This window comes from Actinokineospora sp. NPDC051303, assembly GCF_055586285.1.
In genome coordinates, this window is the sequence record NZ_JBVJIN010000002.1 from 288,001 (window position 1) to 307,729 (window position 19,729).

The window sequence follows — 19,729 nt, forward strand, 5'->3', positions numbered from 1 at the left end:
GACCGGCCCAAGGTACCGCAAGGTGATTTCAGTCCCACTACGGCCGGGTCACCGCGCTGGTTCCGGCTCCTGGACCCGCTTGGCCGCCGTCTGGCGCAGCGGCCCGACCAGGCTGACCGCCATCACCGCGGTGACCAGGCCGCACGCGACGAGTTGCGCCCACACCGCGGTCCACACCGGGTCGATCGGCAGGGAGAGCAGGCCGATGAGCACGACCCCGCCGATCACCCAGGCGACGGTGACTATCCGGTGCTTGGACAGCGCTACCAGCGCGGGCAGAAGAACCTGGGTCAGCATCAGCAGGACCGTGCTGGCGGCAAGCAGCCCGAGCATGGCGTGCGGCAACCGGACTTCGGCGCCGAAGAGGAACTCCACCGCCCACGGGCCGAGGACCGTCGCGCCCAGCACGGTCGGCACCCCGATCGCGGCCAGCAACAGCAGGATCTTGCGCAGTGTCGCCCGCACCGCGGGCAGGTCGCCCACGGTCACCGCCTTGGTCAAGACCGGCATCAGCATGGCCTGCACCGCGGCGAACAACAGGACCGGAATCCGCACCAGCACGAACGCCGACGCGAAGGCCGCCGCGGTCGCCTTGTCGCTTTCCATGCGCGCGGTAACCAGAATGGGCGCGAGGTTGGCGACCGCCTGGAACCCCAGGGTCGCGCCGACCAGCAGCGTCATGCCGCGCGCCATCGCGGTCGCCGAGTGGTCTGTGGCAGTCGGCGGCGGCCCATCGACCTCGACAGCCGCCGTGCCCCGGTGCCGCAACCAGGGCAGCCCGGCGAGCAACGAGAACACCGCGCCCAAGGCGAACACGAACGCATAGAGGGTCGCGTTGGTCAGTCCAAGGACCACCACGGCCGCGCACAACACGATCCGCGACAGTCCCTCGACGGTAAGACTCACCGCATAACCGTTGAACCGCTGAGTGCCGCCGAGCAGCCCGCGCACCACGTACACGCCCGCCGAGCCCACCACCCCGAGCAGGAGCGCGAAGAACAGCCCCCACTGCCCGTAGAGCGCCTTGTCTGTCAGCACCGGCGAGGCCGCGGCCAACACCACCAGCACCAGGCCGACCAGTCCGGCGGCCACCATCGACGCCCGGCCCGCGATCGCGCGCAGCGAGCCGCCGGTGGCGAGCCACGCGCTGGTCGACCGGCTGGTCTCCTGCTCGACGCCGGTGAACACGCCCGGCCCGACGATGCTCATGATCAGGTAGAAGCTCGACACCGCCGCGGTGTCTCCCGCGGACAAGGTGTGCCCGGAAAGCGCGAGGAACCCGTAGCCCGCGAGACCGACCACGACGAGTCCGGCGCCCATCCCGGCGGCGGGACCGAAGCGTTCCCGGAGGCTTGCGGCAGTCACCGGACAACCGTAGAGAACGGTCGTCCGCTTAAGCTGCCCGGGTGCGACATGTGGTGGTGGTCGGCGGCGGCATCCTGGGCCTGGCGACAGCGCGTGAACTGGCGGGCCGCGGCCTGGCGGTCACCGTCTTGGAGAAAGAGGACCGGTGGGCGGCTCACCAGACCGGCCACAACTCCAACGTCGTGCACGCGGGCCTCTATTACGCGCCGGGGTCGTTCAAAGCCCGCATGTCGGTCGCGGGCAACCGCTCGATAGTCGAGTACGCGCGCGCTAACGGCGTTCCGGTAGAACTCTGCGGCAAGCTGGTCGTCGCCACCTCGGAGGCGGAGCTACCGGCTCTCCGGGTGCTCGCCGAGCGCGCGGAGGCCAACGGCGTCCCGGCCAAGCTCATCTCGGCCGCCGAAGCCCGCTCCTACGAGCCGGAGGTGTCTTGCATCGCGGCCCTGCGGGTCGAGAGCACCGGCATCATCGATTTCCCGGCCATGTGCGCCGCCCTGGTCCGCGACCTGCGCGAGGCGGACCTGCGCCTGTCGACCCCGGCCCTGGGCATCCGCCCCGGCCGGGCCGGTGGCGTCGAGGTCGCCACCGGGCGGGACGTCATCCGCGCCGACGCCCTGGTCAACTGCGCGGGCCTGCACAGCGACCGCATCGCCCGCATGGCGGGCCTGACCCCGGCGGCCCGCATCGTCCCCTTCCGCGGCGAGTACTACGAACTGCGGCCGTCGCGCGCCCACCTGGTCCGCGGCCTCATCTACCCGGTTCCCGACGCCTCCCTGCCGTTCCTCGGCGTCCACCTGACCCGGATGCTCGACGGCTCCGTCCACGCGGGCCCCAACGCCGTGCTGGCCCTGCGCCGCGAGGGCTACCGCTGGCGCGACATCTCCCTCGGCGACCTGCTGGACACCGCCCGCTTCCCCGGCACCTGGCGCCTGGCGCGCAAGTACGCCTACCCGATCGGCATGGACGAGGTCCTGCGGTCGCTGTCCCAGCGGCGCTTCGCCGCGAGCCTGGCCAAACTCGTCCCCGCGGTCGGCCAGGACGACATCGTCCGCTCCGGGGCGGGCGTCCGCGCCCAAGCCCTGCTGCCGGACGGCTCGATGGTCCAGGACTTCCTCATCGAGACGGCCCCGAACCAGGTCCACGTCCTCAACGCGCCGTCCCCTGCGGCCACGTGCGCGCTGGAAATCGGCCGCCACATCGCCGACCGGGTGACCGCGGACTGAGACGACTGTCCGGCCGCGGACAGGCTTGCCCGCGGCCGGACAGTCGCGCTAATGCGTGTGCCGGTTAGGCGACCGGACGCAGAACCTCTAGACCCAAGAACGGGCGCAGTGCCTCCGGCACCACCACCGAGCCGTCAGCCTGCTGGTGGTTCTCCAGAATCGCCACGATCCACCGGGTCGTCGCCAGGGTCCCGTTCAGGGTGGCGGCCACCTGCGGCTTGTTGTTCTCGTCCCGGTACCGCACGCCCAAGCGGCGGGCCTGGAATGTGGTGCAGTTGGAGGTCGAAGTGAGTTCGCGGTACGCCTGCTGCGTCGGGACCCACGCTTCGCAGTCGAACTTGCGGTGAGCGCTGGTGCCGAGATCGCCGGTAGCCGTGTCGATGACCCGGTACGGCACCTCGATCTTGCCCAGCATCTCCTTCTCCCAGTCGAGCAGGCGCTGGTGCTCGGCCTCGGCGTCCTCGGGCGCGCAGTAGCTGAACATCTCGATCTTGTCGAACTGGTGCACGCGGATGATGCCCCGGGTGTCCTTGCCGTACGACCCGGCTTCGCGGCGGAAGCAGGTCGACCAGCCCGCGTAGCGGCGCGGGCCCGCCGAGAGGTCGAGGATCTCGTCGGCGTGGTAGCCGGCGAGGGCGACCTCCGAGGTGCCGACCAGGTACAGGTCGTCGTCGCGCAGCCGGTAAATCTCGCTTTCGTGGGCGCCGAGGAACCCGGTGCCCGCCATGATCTCCGGCCGCACCAGCACGGGCGGGATGACCAGGGTGAACCCGGCCGCGGTCGCCTGCGCGGCGGCCATGTTCAGCAGCGCCAGTTGCAGCTGCGCGCCGACGCCGGTCAGGAAATAGAACCGCGAGCCGGACACCTTCGCCCCGCGCTCGGTGTCGATCGCGCCGAGTTTGAGGCCAAGGTCGAGGTGGTCGAGCGGGGTGAAGTCGAACTGGCGCGGCTCGCCGACGTGTTCGACGACGGTGTAGTCGTCCTCGCCGCCGACCGGGGCGTCCGGGTGGACGAGGTTGGGCAGGGCGCGGTGCAAGGCCTCCAGCGCCGCCTCAGCCTCGTTCTGCTCGGCCTCGGCCGCCTTGACCTCGGCGGCGAGTTCCTTGCCCTTGGCGAGCAGCGCGTCGCGCTCCTCGCCGCGGGCCTTGCCGACCTGCTTGCCGAACTGCTTCTGCTCGGCGCGCAAGGTGTCCGCGCGGGAGATCGCCGACCGCCGCCGTTCGTCGGCGGACAGCAGCGAGTCGACCGTGGTCGGGTCTTCGCCGCGGGCGCGCTGCGAGGCGCGCACGGTCTCCGGATCTTCGCGTAGAACCTTGAGGTCAATCACGGTGTGTGAGAGTAGTCCGCGGTCGCGTCGCTTCTCGACCGGTATCCGCGCTTACGAGATGGCGACGGCGACGATCAGGCCGAGCGCGATGTGCGCGGCGGCGACGACGACGCTGGCCGGGGCGAACTTCTCGCTCTCGATGGTGCCGCGCACGTCGAGCCGGGTCACCCATTCCAGGGTGCGCACGGCCAGCACCTGCACGACGATCCCGATCAGGCCGTAGACCACCGAGGTGATCAGGCCCGCGGTGAGGTCGCTGGCGGAGAAGAAGATCGCCACGACGATGATCAGCGCCATGCTGAGCATGCCGGAGGCGGTCACGATCACCGCGTTGGGCCTGCCGCCGCGGACCAGGTCGGACAGCTTGCCCGGGGTGGTCCAGTCGATCGCGTAGAAGCCGATGAGCATCAGCACGAGGCCGACGATCGCGTAGAGGGCGATGGCGCCGATGCCTTTGCCGAGGTCGGAGCCGAATCCGGCGGGCAGCGCGAGGTTCGACACCGCGGCGAGATGACTGGTCACACGTCCTCCATGGGCGTACAGGTCTTGCGGTTGCACATCATTGCGGTATCCGGTGGGGAACGAATGCCGCGCCGTCGTCGGTCACCAACCCGGCCGTCTCCCGGATTCCCAGGCCCGCCGAGTGGTCGCCGACGATCCAGGCGCCAAGAGCGGGCCGGTAACCATCGAACTCCGGCAGGGGGTCGAACGCCTGGTAAATAAATCCCTCATCGCCGTAGACGCCGGTTGTCTGCGTCTCGTAGCCGGTGGCCACGATCTGGATGTTGGCGCCCTCGCGGCCGAGTTTCGGCTTGCGCACATACTCGGTGAGCAGGCCGGGCTGGTCGAGGAACGCGGGCAGCAGGTTCGGGTGGCCCGGGTACATCTCCCAGAGCACCGCGAGGATCGCCTTGTTCGACAGCAGCATCTTCCACAGCGGCTCCACCCACAGGGTGCGCGGCAGCGACTCCACGACGCGCTTGCCGAACTCCTCGGTGACCACCCACTCCCACGGGTAGAGCTTCATCACCGTGCCCATCGGCGCCTCGGCGAGGTCGACGAACCGGGTGAGCACCGGGTCCCAGCCGACCTCCTCGATGGCCAGCCCGATGGTGTCCAGGCCCGCCTCCGCGGCTGTCTCCTGCAGGTAAGCGGTGGTGATGTGGTCTTCGCCGCTGGGGTCGGCCTGCGACCAGGCGAAGTGCACGACGCCGGACGGGAGCAGGTCGGCGACCTCGGTCCAGCGCTCGACCAGCTTCTCGTGGACGGAGTTCCACTGGTCGTCGGCCGGGAAGACCTCGGTCTTCCAGTACCACTGCACGACGGCCGCCTCCAGCAGGGAGGTCGGGGTGTCGGCGTTGTACTCCAGCAGCCGGGCCGGGCCGGAGCCGTCGTAGCGCAGGTCGAACCGGCCGTAGATGTGCGGGTCGCGCCGCTTCCACGACTCGGCGATGTGCGGCCACACCCACTCGGGGATGCCGAAGTCGCGGTACCGCTCGGTCAGCACGACGTTGTCGACCGCGTCCAGGCACATCGAGTGCAGCAGCTCGACGTCCGCCTCGATGGAGAGGACCTCGTCCATGTCGAACACGTAGTGCACCGACTCGTCCCAGTACGGGCGCGCGCCACCGCCGCCGTAGCGGGCGGGACTGCCGAAGACGAGCCCCTGGGATTCGATCTTCTTGCGCCAGTCGGCGCGGGGCTCGGACCGCTCTCGGCGCAACTCAGCTTCCCCCGCTCTTACCGCCGCTGCTGACGCCAAGACCACCGCGTTGCACCGTCTTACCGGAAGCGGTCTTGACGGAGGTGTTGCTCGACGGCGCGACGTAGCTGCCGCCGGTCACCTTCTGCCCGTAGGTGCCAGAGCCGCCGTAGTTGTAGCGGTAAGAGCTACCGCCGATGTAGATGAAGCCGCCACTGGAGTACCCGCCGTGGCTGCTCGCGTAAGAGTCGTCACAGAAGTCGTCGTCCACGACCACGCCATTGGTGTCGACACAGTGCGCGACGACCTCGTCATCGTCCGGAGTCGCCGCCGCGTAGATCACCGCGACGACGGCGACGACGCCCACGGTGACGCCGGTCCCGATGAGGATCCGCTTGCGCTTCTTGCGCTTGCGCTCGGCCTCGGCGATCTCGGCCTCTTCCGCTTCCCGCTCGCGCCGCAGGGCTTCCCGCCGGGCCCGCTGCTCGGCGAGCGTGGGCTCCCGGGGAGTGGTCGACTCGTCCTGGAAGCTGATCGACCCGCGCTTGCGCTCGGGTTCCGGCTCGTACTTCGGCACCACCAGGGGGGTCGTCTCGGGGTCGCCCGAAGTCGACGCGCCGCCGGTGGGCCCGCTGGTGCCGTCGCCTGCCTCGAAGGCCCGCGTCTCCTCGGTGGAGCCGTCGGGCGTGGCCGGGTTCGTCGGCTTGTCGCTGCCTGGCTTGTCGCTGCTCGGCATGTCGTTGTCAGTCATGAACCACTCCCGGCGCGAACCCTACCGACCGTTGGCCGTCGGGGTCCGATGATTGTCCTGATCGCAACCTGACGCATCTCCGTTCGGTCCCGGTGGCCGCCGCCCCCGGCGGGACACGGCATCATGGAGTAGATGTCTGGACGCGGCGACTGGTTTCGGTCGAATGACAGCACGGCGAAAACCCGGCTCATGATGGTCGGGGCGTTCGCGGGCGCGCTGCTGCTCTTGGCCACCAGCATGGCGTTCTCCTGGCCGGTCGGCGTGGGCGGCGACCTCACCCCGGCCGAGGAGGAGCGCGCCCGCGCGTTCGACGCCCCCACCGGCAGCTGTCTCAACTGGACCCCGCCGGACGGGGCAGACCTGCGGCAGGTCGACTGCGCGCAGCCGCACCTGTTCGAGGTGACCAGCAACGTCGACATCTCCGCCGAGCACCCGCCGGACGCCGCCCCGCCCGACCTGGCGCGCTGGCAGGAGATCGCCCTGGCCAAGTGCACCCCCGGCGCGACCACCTACCTCGGCGGCAGGCTCGACCCGTTCGGCAAGTACACGGTCAACGCGCTCAAGCCCAGTGACGCGCAGTGGCGCGACGGCGACCGCAAGTTGCGGTGTGGACTCCAGCGGGCGGGCCTGTCGGGCAATCTGCTGCCCAGCACCGGGTCCGCGGCCAACCAGGACCAGTCCAATGTGCACGAGCCGGGCACCTGCCTCGCGCTCGACGGCCAGAACATCGGCGGCCCCATCGACTGCGACAAGGCGCACGCGTTCGAGATCGTCGGCAGCGTCGACCTCGGCCCCGCCTTCCCCAACGAGTTCCCGGACGAGGTGGCGCAGACCGAGAAGGCGATCGAGCTGTGCGCTCCGGTCACCGCCGCGTACACCGGCGGCGCCGACCTCGCGGCGAAGGGCCTCACCCCGTACCCGGACACGCTGCGGCCCGAGAGCTGGGAGGTCGGCTCCCGCAAGGTCGACTGCAAGGTCGGCGCGAAGCTGTCCGACGGCAGCGGCCTGGCCCCGGTCCGCGGCAGCGTGCGGGCCGCGCCCGCCCCGTCGAGCCCGGCCCCGCCACCGAGTTCGCCGGGCGGGTGAGCCGGTGGCCGTGGAGATGACCCGGCGCCGCTTCGAGGAGCTGGTGGCCGACGCCCTCGACCTGATCCCGCCCGCGTTCGCCTCGGCGATGGACAACGTCGTCGTGCTGGTGGAGGACCGCGACCCGGAGGACCCGACGCTGCTCGGCCTCTACCACGGCATCGCGCTTACCGAGCGCACGTCAATGTACGGCGGCGAGCTTCCCGACCGGATCTTCATCTACCGCGACGCGATACTCGACATCTGCGACAGCGAAGAGGACGTGGTCGAAGAGGTCGCCGTCACCGTCGTCCATGAGATCGCCCATCACTTCGGCGTGGACGACGAGCGCCTCCACGAGCTCGGCTGGGGCTGAGCCCCAGCCGAGCCACGCGGTTCAGAGGCAGGACTCGACCACGTCGGCGGCGGCCCGAGCGCCGCCAGCGGCACGGATCTCCGCGCGCATCTTCGCGAGGTTCGCCGCGATCTCCGGGTCGGAGCTGACCCGCGAGACCGCCGCGCGCAGCGCCGCTGGCGTGACCTCGTCCTTGGGCAGATGCGCGCCGAGCCCCAGGTCGACCAGGCGGGCGGCGTTGAACGGCTGGTCCACGGCCTGCGGTACGGCGACCATCGGAACCCCGAAGCACAGCCCCTCCATGACCGAGCCCATGCCGCCGTGCGTGACGAAAGCGGTCGCCTGCGACAGCACGCTCACCTGCGGCACCCACCGCACGACCTTGATGTCGTCCGGGACCTCACCGAGGTCGCGCGGGTCGACAAACCGGCCGACGGAAAGCAGAACGTGCCACCCCATGCCGGTGAACGCGTCAACGCACTGTCGGTAGAAGTCGAGCTGGTCGGTGTACGCGGACCCCAGGCTCACCAACAGCACCGGCTTGTCCCCCGGCGCCTGCCACTCGCCCTGGTGTGCCCGCTCGTCCACACTCGGTCCGACGAACGTGTACCGCTCATCGACCGTCTCACCCCGCATCTGCCAGGCGCGCGGAATGGTCACCACACACCGCTTCGGCTGGTACTTGACCTCCGATGCGGTGATCTCGGCCCCGATGCGCGCGGCGAACGCCTCCAGTTCGGCCTCCATCGCCGCGATCGCCGGGTCCGGCGCGGCTTCGAGGTCGATGCCGAAGTCCTCGGCCCACCCCTCGTAGGCGACGAACGTCGGCGAGAGCTGGATCGCGGGCACTCCCCACTTCTTCGCCAGCACCGGCGCCTGCCAGGCCCCGATGTCGTACACGACGAGATCCGGTAGATCGCCCGCGTACGCGGCCTCGATTTGCGGTGTCACCGCGATGAACTCGTCGTGAAACAACCGCTGCGCCGCGACGACGTCGTCGTCGGCGGGCCATTCCCGCCGTGGGTTCGACTCGGAGGGGAAGGTCGAGTCATAGAGGACGGCGGTGGCCCCCGCTTCGGTCACCTGCTTCGCGAACTCCGAATTGATCGCGAACGTCACCCGGTGCCCGCGCCGAACCAGCTCGGCGACCAGGGACAGACTCGGATTGACGTGGCCGTGGGCGGGCACGGCCATGAAAGAGATGTGCTTGGACAAGACGGACTCCCAGGTACTCGGATCAGCGGACGCCGGCGCGGGCCGCCCCACGGCATGGGGCGCCCGGGGGCGGGATCAGAGGTAGAAGACCTGGAAACCGAACATGCCTCGACGGTAGCGCAGGCGGCTCGCCATTACACCCGATTTATCGCTCTGTCCATTGTGCTCTGTCGCCTGTGGATGGTTTCGGGGTATGTGGATAACTTCCGCCTCGCCCGCCGCTCCCGACCTAACCTCAAGCCATGACCACATTTCCTCGCACACCCGCCCACCCCTCGGCCGTCAGGCCCGGGACCATCGCCGCAGGCGCGTTCGACACCGCCCGACCCAGGCCCATCGCATCCGGGTCCGGTGGTGTCGGCTCACCCAATGAGGCGGGCGCGCTTCCAGATGGCTGTCGATGGGCCGCCGATCATCCCCGTCTCCGTGAGGAACTCGACCACCTTCTCGGTCATCCAGCGGCGGGTCTCCCGGTAGTGCGGGTTCGCCATGGCCACCGCGCGGCCTTCCCGAGGAGCGATCCCGACCGCCCGGTAGATCCTCGGGTTCACCAGCGCGTCCATCACCGCGACCGCCACGGCGGCGGTGACCAGGCGGTGGAACTCCAACTGGGCGCGGCTGAGCGTGGGGACAGCGCGGAGCACCTCTTCGCGGGCGTAGCGGACGTGGCGGGCTTCCTCGATCACGTGGATTCGGTTGACCATGCGGATCAGCGGCTGCATGTCCGGGTCGTCCATGGTCGAGCGCTGGAGCCGGTCGGTCGCCTCCTCGGCGACGAGCACGGCCGCGAACATCGACGGTCCGCCCGCGACGGTCTTGTAGATCCGGCCGAGCCGGTGCAACAGCCTGCCCGGACCGTAGGCGGGCGCGCCGAACCGCTCGATCGCCTTGGCGAACATGATCGAGTGCCGGGTCTCGTCCCCGATCTCGGTGAGGGCGTACTGGGCGTGCGGGCTGCGCGGGTCGAGGTCGTAGGCGTAGCGGACCAGCAGTTGCATGAGGATGATCTCGAACCAGAGGCCGACACTGGCGATGCTGGCGATCTCGTGCTTGGACAGCTCGACGCGCTGTTCCTCGCTCAGCCCCCGCCAGAGGTCGGTGCCGTAGAGGGACACCCGCTCGAACGGCATGTAGGCCTTGCCCTCGGCGAGCGGCGCTGCCCAGTCGATGTCCAGGAACGGGTCGTAGGTGTTGCGCACCGACGCGTCGAGAAGCCGCGCGGCGACCCGGTCGGCATCTTTCGGTTGCGGTACCCGCGCCATCGCCGTCCACCCCTCAGCCTGGTGGCCTCATCGCCACCGGTGTTACCGGTAGTAACAGTTACCTCTTGTCCAGAGTGGGTGACCCGGGCCACTCCTGTCAAGGGGCCGCGCGGCTTCGCGGAGATCGCGGCCACGCCTCCTCCCGCACAAGGTTCCGAGCCCAACCGAATCCCAGGAAAACCGACCGCCCACGAAGACCACTCCTCGAACGGGAAACGGAGGAAGCCATGACCTGAGGCGGTCGATCCCGCCACGATTCGTCCCAGGCGGACGACCTGCGGAAACCCCGCTCGGGGGTTAGCGTCGAAGCCATGAGCGTGGCGGCGAAAGTCCTCGACGCGGTGCTGGACCGCACGGTGGTTCCCGGCTACACCCGGCTCGGCTACGCGGTGCGCAGCAGGTTCTGGCCCGCCGATCCGGCGCCCGACGCCCTGGAGGGCTGCGTGGTGCTGGCGACGGGGGTGAGTTCCGAGTTGGGCAAGGCCGCCGTCGTCGGCTTGGCCAGGCTCGGCGCGACAGTGCACCTGCTGGTCGACGACCTTGAGGAGGGAGAACGGGAACGCCTCGACATCGCCGAGAAGGTCCCCGACGCCCACCTCGAACTGGAGGAGTGCGACCTGACGGACCTGCGAGCCGTCCGCGAGTTCGCCGAACGCTTCCTTAGCTCCCACGGCAGCCTCGACGTGCTGGTGCACAACGCGGGTGCCACGGACGGCGGCGGCGCGCACGACAGCGGCACGACCGCTGGTGTCGAGAACAGCGGCGCAGCCGCCGAGGGCACGGGTGCGGGCGGGACGACCGACGACCTCGGCCGGGCCACCGATCCCGGTGGAGCCGACGAGACAGGTGTGCCCACTGGTTCACGCGAGCCTGTCGACGCGGGGCGCGCGGGCGTAGTCGGGACCGCTGGTCTTGACGCGGCCAGTCCGTCCGACGCTGCCGAGACGGACGCGGCGGCCGGTCGGGATGTGGCTGCCGGGACCGACGCGGCTGCCGGGAGCGACGCGGCTGCTGGTGGCGGCGCGGCTCCTGGTGGGGATGCGGCTGTTGGTGGGGATGCCGCTGCCGGTGGGGGCGCGGCTGTCGGTGGGGATGCGGCTGCCGGGAGGGGCGCGGCTGTCGGTGGGGGCGCGGCTGCCGAGAGAGATGCGGCTGTCGGTGGGGGCGTGGTCGAGGACGTGTTGGTCCGGGATGTGCTGGGACCGTTCCTGCTCACCGGACTGTTGCGGCCCGCGCTGGCCGCCGCCAAGGGGCGGGTGGTGTTCGTGACCTCCGGTGCCGCCTACACCCATCCGCTGCGTGGGGATGACGCGCGGTCGGCGGCGGGGGAGCACCGCGAGAAGGGCGACGGGCGAATCAAGCGGATGCGGCTGGTGCTGGCCGAGCAGTGGGCGCACCGCCTCGCCGATGACGGGGTTGTGGTGCACAGCGCCCAGCCCGGGTGGGCGCGGGTCCCGGGCGTGACCGCGTTGGTGCCGGGTGCGTTGGCGCCGGGAGCCGAGAAAGTCGTGGGTTCGCTGCTGCGCACTCCCGACCAGGGCGCCGACACGATCGTCTGGGTCGCGGCCGCCGACGAGCCCGGACGGTCGAGCGGGCATCTGTGGCAAGACCGGGCCATCCGCCCGACCCACTACCTTCCCTGGCGCCACGACGACCCGCGGGCCCGGCAAGACCTGTGGGACCTGTGCGTCCGAGAGACCGGACTGTCACTCTGACCCGTCGCGGCTCACAGGCCGACACGGTCGCGAGAAGCAACACCCAGGCAAAGAACCAACCTCGGAAACGCGCCTCGCCCTCCACCAGCGACCCCCGAGCGGAACGGGGCGGTGTCACGCCCAGCCCCTGCTGGGTCAGCGCCCTACTCGTCGGTGAGGCGATGCGCTCCTTGGGCCTCGCCCGCTGTGCGGGCGGCTCACCTCGCCGTCAGGGTGGCGCTTCGCCCGCGCGTCGGTTCTGGGCGGGTGCCTCACCTGCGTCTTGCCTGTTCGGGCGGCACTCCACCTGGGGCGCCCCACCGGCGCGGGGCGCGGGGGTGGGCCATGTGGAAGGTGCCAAGCCTTCACTCGGCGCTCACTCTGTGGTTGTGGGCGGGTGCCAAGGTTGCCTACCGCTTACTAGGAGGATGCCCGTGAAACGCGCCCTGTTACTCGTACTCCCGTTAGTCGCGGGGGCCATCGCCGCGCCGGTGGCCGATGCCGCTTCGGGAGTGTCGCCCGTGGTTCGGTTCGCGACGTTCAACGCGTCGCTGAATCGAGCCGCTGCCGGGCAGCTTGTGGCGGATTTGTCGACGCCGGACAACGTTCAGGCGCGGAAGGTGGCTGAGGTCGTTCAGCGCAACCGGCCGGATGTGCTGCTCATCAACGAGTTCGACTACGCGCCCGCGGCTGTTGATCTCTTTCGGGACAACTACCTGGAGCGCGGGCAGAATGGTGCGGCGGGGATCGACTACCCGTACGCGTTCAGCGCGCCGGTCAACACCGGGGTGCCGACCGGGTTCGACCTCAATCGGGACGGGCGGACCGGGACGGCGGACGACGCCTACGGGTTCGGGTTCTTCCCCGGGCAGTACGGGATGCTGGTGCTGTCGAAATACCCCATCGACACCGCGGCGATCCGCACATTCCAGCACTTCCGGTGGAAGGACATGCCGGGCGCGCTGCTGCCGGACGACCCGGCGACGCCAGCGGCGGGGGACTGGTATTCGCCCGCCGTGCTGGACGTGTTCCGGTTGTCCTCGAAGTCGCACTGGGATGTGCCGATCAAGGTGGGGCGGCACGACGTGCACTTCCTGGTCTCGCACCCCACTCCGCCGGTGTTCGACGGGGCCGAGGACCGCAACGGGACCCGCAATCACGACGAAATCCGGTTCTGGGCCGACTACCTGAACCCCGGTAAGAGCCGCTACATCTACGACGACAACGGCAATCGCGGCGGACTGCGGTTCGGGGAGCGGTTCGTCGTCGCGGGAGACCAGAACTCCGACGAGGTCGACGGCGACAGCGTCCCCGGCGCGATCCAGCAGCTCCTCACCGCGCCCAGGGTGTTCGACGTGCGGCCGGGGTCGGCGGGTGGGGTCGAGGCGGCCCGGGTGCAGGGCGGCGCGAACAACACCCACATGGGCGATCCGTATTTTGACACCGGTGACTTCTCCGACAACGCCCCCGGCAATTTGCGCGCCGATTACGTGCTGCCGTCGCGTGAGCTGTTCCCCCTGGAAAGCGCCGTTTTCTGGCCGCTTCCCGGCACCGAGTTCGACCGGCTCAACGACGCGACAGACCACAAACTAGTCCGGGTCGACGTGCGCCTAAACCGAGTTAACTCGAAAGAGTGACCAACGGTTGCGGGTCATTCTCGACCGCATGACGCTCGAATGATGGACACAACAACGAGGTTGCGATTGCGGTTCGCGGCCGGAATTGTCGGCGCGGTGGCGGCGGTGTTCCTCACGCAGGGGCAAGCCGTCACCGCGAACGGCCCGGCCGCGACGACCGCCATCGCCGAAACCACAATCCACGACCAGATCGACATCGAAGAGGACATCGCGGTCGAGCACGGCGCGATGACCGATCTCGACACCCAGGAAAAGGTGCGTGACCAGGCGCTGCGCATGGTCGACGCCCGGTACCTGACCGTTGCCGAGCCTGCCGCCCGCGCGGTGGCCACCGAGTTCAAGATCCCGGCTTCGGTGACGGCCGCGCAGTCGATCCTGGAATCCGGATGGGGCCGCAGCGCCCTCGCGGTGAACGACAGGAACTTCTTCGGGTTCAAGTGCACCGCCGCGGGCCCCGGTCCGATCGCGATCGGCTGTCGTGACTATCCGACAACCGAATGCACGCCCGAGTGTCACCCGGCCACGGCCTGGTTCCGCGTGTACGACTCCCTGGGCTCCTCCTTCCGCGACTACGGCAGGCTGATCACCAGGAGCCCGTACTACGCCGCCGCGTTGCCGCTGGCAGGCGACCCGAACGCGTTCATAGCCGAGATCGCCAAGCGGTACGCCACGGACCCCATGTACGCCGACAAGGTGATCAAGATCATGCGGGACCACAACCTCTACCGGTTCGACCGGCCGAAACCGTGAGTGACGGGCCGTACGCGTTACGCCTCGTGACCGTGAAAGTGCGGTCCCGCCGAAAATAGAGCCGTTCGTCCTGTATTTCGCGACTCCCTCCGCGCTCTGTAAGTGGTGAGAGCACCGCCCTTGGCGCAGGAGGAACGCGATGTTGTGCACAGTGGACCTGGAAGAGGAGCTGGCAACTCTTGAAGCATCGCTGACCAGGGTCGCCGAGCCCGCCCGCCACGGCACGCGCGTCACGACCCGGGTCGAGCGGGACAACCTGGACGCGGTCGTCGCCGAGGCCATCGGGGGCGACGCCCGCGCGACCGAGGAGCTCCTGGTCTTCCTGCGTCCCCTGGTCCTGCGGTACTGCCGGAGCAAACTGGGCAGGCTCCCGCGCTCGTTCAGCAGCGCCGACGACGTGGCGCAGGAGGTGTGCGTCGCGGTGTTCCGCGCGCTGCCCACCTACCAGCAGCTCGGCCGTCCTTTCCTGTCGTTCGTCTACGGCATCGCCGCGCACAAGATCGCCGACGTGCACCGGGCCAACACCCGGGACAAGTCCGAGCCGATCGCGGACACGCCGGACGTGATGAGCGTTGAGGACGGCCCGGAACAGCTCACGCTGCGCAACGAGCTGGTAGAGCAGACCGGTGCCCTCTTGCGCACGCTGACGCCCCGCCAGCGCGAGATCCTGGTCCTGCGCGTGGTCATGGGCATGTCAGCGCAGGAGACCGCGAACATCGTCGGCACCACGGCGGAGGCCATCCGGGTCGCGCAGCACCGGGCGTTGAATCGGCTGCGCAAGACCCTGGCGCGCCGCCGCTAAGACCAACGCCGGTAAGAGCAGCTAAGACCAACACGGTAAGACCCGAGGGTGGGAGACCCGTCGGTCGTGGCCTGGCCGGGGAGGGACAGGCCACGACCGACGTGGGATGGCGCGGTCCGGCGGGTCAGTCCTTGCGCAGGGCCGCGCCGCCGACGCCGGGCGGGAAGCGGTGCTCGTTGCGGTCGATCTTGGCGTTGGCCGCGGCGACGAGGTCGACGCCGAGCACGTCGGCCAGCCGGATCAGGTACAGGAACACGTCGGCGAGCTCGTCTTCGATCCGGGGGCGCAGCGCTGGGTCGTCCGCCGCGGCGGACGCCTCGGCCGCGGTGAGCCACTGGAACAGCTCCGTCAGCTCGCCCACCTCGCCGGTGAGGGCCATGACCAGGTTCTTCGGGGTGTGGAACGGGCCCCAGTCGCGGGCTTCGGCGAACGCGCGCTGCCGGGCGGCGAGGTCGTCCAGGGTCATTTGTCGGTCTTCTTCTTGGACCGCAGCAGCACCTTGTCCGACTGCGGCATGACCGTGCCCGCGGGCGGGATCTGCTCGACGACCACCCAGTTGCGGTCGGACACCAGGAACCTGCCCTGACCGGTGGCGTCTTCCTCGGTCAGGTAGTGGAAACCGGCTCGCTGCAGCGTGTCCTGGGCGTCTTGGTGGACCATCCCGACCACGTTCGGCAGCGCCAGCGACGCCGTGGACGCGCTCGGCGGGACCAGGGTCGGCACTTCGGGCACCGGACCGGCCGGGTCGCAGCCCGCGAGGGCGACGGCGAGCAGGACAGCGGCGAGCACGCGCATGGGACCCCCTGGTTCGGCCTGGGCGCCTCAATAGTCACCGATCGCCTGACGCGCCGCTACCCTCCGCCACCCCTGCTTCGCTCATCCCGTGTCGCGGGCCGCGCGCCGCCGTTCGTGCGCGCGTTCGTAGTGGTTGGCGTCCATTTCCACGATCAGCGGCCCGAGCGCCATCACCAGCAGCAGCCCGATCCCCAGCACGACTCCGACCCAGATCAACACCGCGATCACCATGCTCCCCACCTCCGTCGTTGTTTCCGCTGCTCACAGCGTCTCTCGTGACCGGGGGGCAGCGGATCGGCCGGACGGGTGGGCCTGCCGGGCCGTCCGGTCAGCAGGGGGTGGCCGAACCGCGGCCGATCGGCTGACCCGGGTTCGCCGGTCGGCCGAGGCGCGGCGGCGTCATCGGCTCTACGTTTGTCCGCCATGGACCTTCACCTGCCCGTTCGGCGGTGGCTGGCTGGACCGCTCGCCCTGGCCTACCTGTTCGACCTGCTGCTGCTCGGCGGCGGCGGGGGCGGCGACCTCACGGCCGCGCTCCTTCCGCTTCCGCTGATCGCCTGCGCGCTGCTCGCGCTGATCTGGCCGGTCGCGGGCGCGCTGGGCGGGGCGGGCGCCCTGCTGCTGACCACCGCGGTGCTGCGGCACATCGGCTGGGTGCCGCTGACCACGCCGGGCATCGAGAACCTGCTGCTGTCGGAGACGGTGGCGGGCGGGCTGCTGGTGGCCGTCGTGGTGTGGCGGTGCGGTCGGTGGACGGCGGTGGCCATGGTGGTGACGCTGGTGGCGGCCGGGTTGGCCGCGGTAGTCGGGCGGGCGCCCTGGTTGCTCCTGTCGAGTTGGCGGGAGCTGCTGTTCTCGCTGTTCATGGGCCTGGTCGTGCTGATCGGCGGGTGCGTGGTCGGGATCGCGCTGCGCTCCCAGGGTGACCAGCGGATGTCCCCTCGGGCGCGCGCCCTGGTGCGGCGGCAGTGGCCGCTGGCGGTCGCGCTGGTGTTCCTGCTGTTCGTGGATCTGGCGGCGGTGGTGGACGGGCTGGGCCCGCGTGGTTTTGCCGATGTGGTCTATCTGGTGCCGTTGCTGCTCATGCTGGCGACCGGGGCGTGCGCGTTCCTCGGCCCGCTGGCCCCGACGCGGTGGACGCTTACCGCTGCGGCGTTAGTGGCCGGTTCGGCGTTGGCGCTGGTCCCGTTTGAGGTGATGTTCGGCTTCGTGCCGCGGTTCCCGCCGCCCACCAGCGTCGCCGCGGCGCAGATGGCGTTGGTCGCCTACGTGGTGCGGTCCGTGGACCGGCGGCAGGCCGCGGTGTGCGTTGGCGCGCTGGTCGGGGCCGACCTGTTCGCGGTGGTCGCCACGACCCACTACAGCGGCAGGGGCGGCTCGGCGTTGCCCGAGTTCCTGCTGGTCGCGGCGTTCCTGCTGGTGGTGTCGGTGGCCACCGGCCAGTACTTCCGCTCCCGCGACCGCGAACGCCAGCAGACGGTCCAGGTGGCGGTCACCGGGGCGCAGCAGGCGGAGCGGATGGCCCTGGCCCGGGAGCTGCACGACGTAGTCGCCCACCACGTGACCGGGATCGTCGTGCAGGCCCAGGCCGCGCGGCTGGTCGCGGAAACGAACCCGGCCGCGGTCGCGCCCGCGCTGGCCAAGATCGAGAACTCGGGGACCGAGGCGCTGGCCGCCATGCGGATGCTGGTCGGCAGCATGCGCGGGGCCGCGCCCGCGGGCGGCTCCGGCGCGGCGAGCCAGGCGACCAGCGACCTCGAAGCCGACCTGCACGCCCTCGCCGAGGGCTACGGCGGGCCGACTGTCCAGATGGAGCTGGACTTGCCGGTCGCGCTGCCGCCGGAGGCGGGCCGGTCGGTGCTTCGGTTAGTGCAAGAGTCGCTGACGAACGTCGGTAAGCACGCCCGCGCCGCGCAGACCGTCCAGGTGCGCATCGAGACCACGGGCGACGAGTTGCGCCTGCGGGTCACCGACGACGCGCCGATCCCCGAGACCCGGCCGACGAAGGACACCGGCGGCTACGGCCTGGTCGGGATGCGCGAGCGGGTCGAGCTGCTCGGCGGCCGGTTCACCGCCGGTCCCGGCGAGACGGCAGGCTGGACCGTGGACGCTCGGATTCCGCTCAGAAGGGACGGCACGTGATCCGCATCCTGATCGCCGACGACCAGGAAATGGTCCGGGCGGGTTTCCGGATGATCCTGGAGACCCAGGACGACATGACCGTCGTCGCCGATGTGGCCGACGGGGTGAACGCGCTGGCCAGGGCCAGGGAGCTGCGGCCGGACGTGTGCCTGCTCGACATCCGGATGCCCGGCCTCGACGGTCTTGAGGTCACCCGCGCGCTGGCCGGGCCGGACGTCGCCGACCCGCTCAAGGTCGTCGTGGTGACCACCTTCGACCTCGACGAGTACGTCCACGCCGCGCTGGCCAACGGCGCGAGCGGGTTCCTGCTCAAGGACGCGGGCCCCGCGCTGCTCATGGAGGCGGTCCGCGCCGCGGTGCGCGGTGACGCCCTGGTCTCGCCGCAGATCACCGTGCGGCTGCTCAAGCACTTCACCTCGGCCGCGGTGAAGGCGCCCGCGCCCGAGACCGCCGCGCTTACCGAACGGGAGACAGACGTCGTGCGCGCGGCGGCCAGAGGTCTCACCAACACCGAGATAGGCGCCGAGCTCTACCTCTCGCTGTCGACGGTGAAGACGCACCTGGCCGCCGTGCAGGCCAAGATCGGCGCCCGCAACCGGGTCGAGGTCGCCGCCTGGGCCTGGCGCACGGGCCTGATGAGCTGACCCTAGGCCGCGGTCACTTGACCACGGTCTTCACGGTGAGCTGGTTGCCCGGCGGGGAGCCCGCGCAGCCGGTCCCGGGCAGTTCCACGAACATCGACGCGGTGTCGTGCGGCGGGTAGACCCGCAGGCCGCGCACCTCGGTCGGCTTGCACGCGGCCTCGTCGTAGTTGCGCACGTTGACGAACCCGATGTCGGCGCTCGCGCTCGCGCCGGGCGCCAGGGTCACCGGAGCGCCCTTGGTGCCGACTCGGTACGCGGCCGGGCCTACCTGGTGCCCGTCAGCGCCCGCGACGTAAGAGACCCCCGGAAAGCCCTGGATGGTGCAGGTGCGTGTGCCGGAGTTAGTGAAGACCAGCGACCGGTAAACGGTGCCCGCGGCGGCGTCGCCGTCGCGGATGGAGAGCTTGAGGTCGGCGGCCTTGCAGTCGTTGGCGCCCGCCGTGCCGTTGTCGGCCTGGCTGGTTGCGGTGGGCCCACCGCCCGCGTCGGCGGTCGCGGGCGGCGCGGCCACGGGCGACGACGTGGTCTCGGTCGTCGTGGTGGCGCTGGTAGTGGTTGTGGTGGTGGTCGTCGGAGTGGTGAGCTGGGTCTGCCCAGCGGATGGGGCGGCGGTGTTGTCGTTGCCGCAGGCCGCGGTCAACGCCGCCAACAGGACTCCGCTCGCGATCAGTGTCTTACGCCCGTGCACGGTGATCTCGCCTCCAGACATGCCTGAAACCGCCGGATCGTCCATACAGAGGACGGGTGACCACGCCGAAAGGTTGCCTGTCCACCGCATAGGTCAACGATGGGCTAATTTTTCACCACCCGCCACCCCTGGTGCGCCTGATCCGGGGTGAGCTGGGAAAAGCGCCGCCCATTCGGGGGTGGCACCACCCCGACGACGGACAGTGGCGTCACAGCATGGCGGGACTGCGGCGGACGCCGGGGCCAGATCATGACCACCTCGGACCGAAGACTCGGGTGGCTGCTTGGCTCCAGCGCCCTGTCCAACCTGGGT

At 70.2% G+C, this 19,729-nt stretch carries 20 protein-coding genes; 9 read left to right on the plus strand and 11 right to left on the minus strand.

Annotated features, from left to right (window positions below; translation table 11 throughout):
• Positions 1 to 48 precede the first annotated feature (48 nt).
• Positions 49 to 1,365: a lipopolysaccharide biosynthesis protein gene (locus ACZ6SD_RS03125; RefSeq protein ID WP_465315213.1), complete on the minus strand. Its 1,317-nt coding sequence runs from the start codon at positions 1,363 to 1,365 to the stop codon at positions 49 to 51.
• Between the two features lie 41 nt (positions 1,366 to 1,406).
• Between ACZ6SD_RS03125 and lhgO the strand changes: the two genes are divergently transcribed.
• Complete coding sequence (gene lhgO / locus ACZ6SD_RS03130; RefSeq protein ID WP_465315214.1) at positions 1,407 to 2,588, plus strand: L-2-hydroxyglutarate oxidase; 1,182 nt, start codon at positions 1,407 to 1,409, stop codon at positions 2,586 to 2,588.
• Between the two features lie 64 nt (positions 2,589 to 2,652).
• Here lhgO and serS read toward each other — a convergent pair whose 3' ends face one another.
• Genes serS through ACZ6SD_RS03150 form a run of 4 tightly spaced genes read right to left on the minus strand, consistent with a single transcriptional unit; the run spans position 2,653 to position 6,368 of the window.
• Positions 2,653 to 3,915: a serine--tRNA ligase gene (serS, locus tag ACZ6SD_RS03135; RefSeq protein WP_465315215.1), complete on the minus strand. Its 1,263-nt coding sequence runs from the start codon at positions 3,913 to 3,915 to the stop codon at positions 2,653 to 2,655.
• Between the two features lie 51 nt (positions 3,916 to 3,966).
• A complete protein-coding gene (locus tag ACZ6SD_RS03140) occupies positions 3,967 to 4,437 on the minus strand; it encodes a DUF350 domain-containing protein (RefSeq protein ID WP_465315216.1) in 471 nt (156 codons plus the stop codon).
• A gap of 37 nt (positions 4,438 to 4,474) precedes the next feature.
• Positions 4,475 to 5,638 (minus strand): glutathionylspermidine synthase family protein, encoded by a 1,164-nt coding sequence (locus ACZ6SD_RS03145; RefSeq protein ID WP_465315217.1) that lies wholly within the window; start codon positions 5,636 to 5,638, stop codon positions 4,475 to 4,477.
• A gap of 1 nt (position 5,639) precedes the next feature.
• Positions 5,640 to 6,368: a hypothetical protein gene (locus ACZ6SD_RS03150; RefSeq protein ID WP_465315218.1), complete on the minus strand. Its 729-nt coding sequence runs from the start codon at positions 6,366 to 6,368 to the stop codon at positions 5,640 to 5,642.
• 132 nt (positions 6,369 to 6,500) lie between these two features.
• Here ACZ6SD_RS03150 and ACZ6SD_RS03155 point away from each other — a divergent pair, with 132 nt between their 5' ends.
• Positions 6,501 to 7,454: a septum formation family protein gene (locus tag ACZ6SD_RS03155; RefSeq protein WP_465315219.1), complete on the plus strand. Its 954-nt coding sequence runs from the start codon at positions 6,501 to 6,503 to the stop codon at positions 7,452 to 7,454.
• A 4-nt stretch (positions 7,455 to 7,458) separates the two neighbouring features.
• The gene (locus ACZ6SD_RS03160; protein ID WP_465315220.1) at positions 7,459 to 7,809 is read left to right on the plus strand and encodes a metallopeptidase family protein; all 351 of its coding nucleotides are present in this window, start codon (positions 7,459 to 7,461) and stop codon (positions 7,807 to 7,809) included.
• A 21-nt stretch (positions 7,810 to 7,830) separates the two neighbouring features.
• On the opposite strand, the gene ACZ6SD_RS03165 is transcribed toward ACZ6SD_RS03160, so the two are convergent.
• On the minus strand, positions 7,831 to 8,982 hold the full coding sequence (locus ACZ6SD_RS03165; protein ID WP_465315252.1) for a macrolide family glycosyltransferase: 1,152 nt from the start codon (positions 8,980 to 8,982) through the stop codon (positions 7,831 to 7,833).
• 383 nt (positions 8,983 to 9,365) lie between these two features.
• Complete coding sequence (locus tag ACZ6SD_RS03170; protein ID WP_465315221.1) at positions 9,366 to 10,265, minus strand: AurF N-oxygenase family protein; 900 nt, start codon at positions 10,263 to 10,265, stop codon at positions 9,366 to 9,368.
• 311 nt (positions 10,266 to 10,576) lie between these two features.
• Between ACZ6SD_RS03170 and ACZ6SD_RS03175 the strand changes: the two genes are divergently transcribed.
• From ACZ6SD_RS03175 to shbA, 4 genes are all read left to right on the plus strand, one after another.
• On the plus strand, positions 10,577 to 11,980 hold the full coding sequence (locus tag ACZ6SD_RS03175) for an SDR family NAD(P)-dependent oxidoreductase (RefSeq protein WP_465315222.1): 1,404 nt from the start codon (positions 10,577 to 10,579) through the stop codon (positions 11,978 to 11,980).
• A 407-nt stretch (positions 11,981 to 12,387) separates the two neighbouring features.
• Positions 12,388 to 13,596 (plus strand): endonuclease/exonuclease/phosphatase family protein, encoded by a 1,209-nt coding sequence (locus ACZ6SD_RS03180; RefSeq protein ID WP_465315223.1) that lies wholly within the window; start codon positions 12,388 to 12,390, stop codon positions 13,594 to 13,596.
• A 42-nt stretch (positions 13,597 to 13,638) separates the two neighbouring features.
• Positions 13,639 to 14,346: a glucosaminidase domain-containing protein gene (locus ACZ6SD_RS03185; protein WP_465315224.1), complete on the plus strand. Its 708-nt coding sequence runs from the start codon at positions 13,639 to 13,641 to the stop codon at positions 14,344 to 14,346.
• 139 nt (positions 14,347 to 14,485) lie between these two features.
• A complete protein-coding gene (gene shbA / locus ACZ6SD_RS03190; RefSeq protein ID WP_465315225.1) occupies positions 14,486 to 15,148 on the plus strand; it encodes an RNA polymerase sigma factor ShbA in 663 nt (220 codons plus the stop codon).
• 124 nt (positions 15,149 to 15,272) lie between these two features.
• Here the strand turns inward: shbA and ACZ6SD_RS03195 are convergent, their stop codons facing one another.
• From ACZ6SD_RS03195 to ACZ6SD_RS03205, 3 genes are all read right to left on the minus strand, one after another.
• Positions 15,273 to 15,614: a nucleotide pyrophosphohydrolase gene (locus tag ACZ6SD_RS03195; RefSeq protein ID WP_465315226.1), complete on the minus strand. Its 342-nt coding sequence runs from the start codon at positions 15,612 to 15,614 to the stop codon at positions 15,273 to 15,275.
• The gene (locus ACZ6SD_RS03200) at positions 15,611 to 15,943 is read right to left on the minus strand and encodes a PASTA domain-containing protein (protein ID WP_091449800.1); all 333 of its coding nucleotides are present in this window, start codon (positions 15,941 to 15,943) and stop codon (positions 15,611 to 15,613) included. Before ACZ6SD_RS03200 ends, ACZ6SD_RS03195 begins: the two co-directional genes overlap by 4 nt.
• Positions 15,944 to 16,024: 81 nt before the next feature.
• Positions 16,025 to 16,174 carry a hypothetical protein gene (locus ACZ6SD_RS03205; RefSeq protein ID WP_465315227.1) on the minus strand — a complete coding sequence of 50 codons (150 nt, stop codon included), beginning with the start codon at positions 16,172 to 16,174 and terminating at the stop codon, positions 16,025 to 16,027.
• 192 nt (positions 16,175 to 16,366) lie between these two features.
• Here ACZ6SD_RS03205 and ACZ6SD_RS03210 point away from each other — a divergent pair, with 192 nt between their 5' ends.
• Together ACZ6SD_RS03210 and ACZ6SD_RS03215 are read left to right on the plus strand one after the other, a co-directional pair.
• Positions 16,367 to 18,085 (plus strand): histidine kinase, encoded by a 1,719-nt coding sequence (locus ACZ6SD_RS03210; RefSeq protein WP_465315228.1) that lies wholly within the window; start codon positions 16,367 to 16,369, stop codon positions 18,083 to 18,085.
• Positions 18,082 to 18,729: a response regulator gene (locus ACZ6SD_RS03215; RefSeq protein ID WP_465315229.1), complete on the plus strand. Its 648-nt coding sequence runs from the start codon at positions 18,082 to 18,084 to the stop codon at positions 18,727 to 18,729. Before ACZ6SD_RS03210 ends, ACZ6SD_RS03215 begins: the two co-directional genes overlap by 4 nt.
• 13 nt (positions 18,730 to 18,742) lie before the next feature.
• On the opposite strand, the gene ACZ6SD_RS03220 is transcribed toward ACZ6SD_RS03215, so the two are convergent.
• Entirely contained in the window at positions 18,743 to 19,438 is a 696-nt protein-coding gene (locus ACZ6SD_RS03220) for a DUF4232 domain-containing protein (RefSeq protein ID WP_465315230.1), read from the minus strand.
• Positions 19,439 to 19,729: the final 291 nt, after the last annotated feature.

Coding starts and splice junctions, on each gene's coding strand:
- ACZ6SD_RS03150 (WP_465315218.1), bottom strand. CDS start 6,368: ATGACTGACAACGACATGCCGAGCAGCGACAAGCCAGGCAGCGACAAG.
- ACZ6SD_RS03155 (WP_465315219.1), top strand. CDS start 6,501: ATGTCTGGACGCGGCGACTGGTTTCGGTCGAATGACAGCACGGCGAAA.
- ACZ6SD_RS03165 (WP_465315252.1), bottom strand. CDS start 8,982: ATGGCCGTGCCCGCCCACGGCCACGTCAATCCGAGTCTGTCCCTGGTC.
- ACZ6SD_RS03170 (WP_465315221.1), bottom strand. CDS start 10,265: ATGGCGCGGGTACCGCAACCGAAAGATGCCGACCGGGTCGCCGCGCGG.
- ACZ6SD_RS03175 (WP_465315222.1), top strand. CDS start 10,577: ATGAGCGTGGCGGCGAAAGTCCTCGACGCGGTGCTGGACCGCACGGTG.
- ACZ6SD_RS03180 (WP_465315223.1), top strand. CDS start 12,388: ATGCCCGTGAAACGCGCCCTGTTACTCGTACTCCCGTTAGTCGCGGGG.
- ACZ6SD_RS03185 (WP_465315224.1), top strand. CDS start 13,639: ATGGACACAACAACGAGGTTGCGATTGCGGTTCGCGGCCGGAATTGTC.
- shbA (WP_465315225.1), top strand. CDS start 14,486: ATGTTGTGCACAGTGGACCTGGAAGAGGAGCTGGCAACTCTTGAAGCA.
- ACZ6SD_RS03195 (WP_465315226.1), bottom strand. CDS start 15,614: ATGACCCTGGACGACCTCGCCGCCCGGCAGCGCGCGTTCGCCGAAGCC.
- ACZ6SD_RS03200 (WP_091449800.1), bottom strand. CDS start 15,943: ATGCGCGTGCTCGCCGCTGTCCTGCTCGCCGTCGCCCTCGCGGGCTGC.
- ACZ6SD_RS03205 (WP_465315227.1), bottom strand. CDS start 16,174: ATGGTGATCGCGGTGTTGATCTGGGTCGGAGTCGTGCTGGGGATCGGG.
- ACZ6SD_RS03210 (WP_465315228.1), top strand. CDS start 16,367: ATGGACCTTCACCTGCCCGTTCGGCGGTGGCTGGCTGGACCGCTCGCC.
- ACZ6SD_RS03220 (WP_465315230.1), bottom strand. CDS start 19,438: ATGTCTGGAGGCGAGATCACCGTGCACGGGCGTAAGACACTGATCGCG.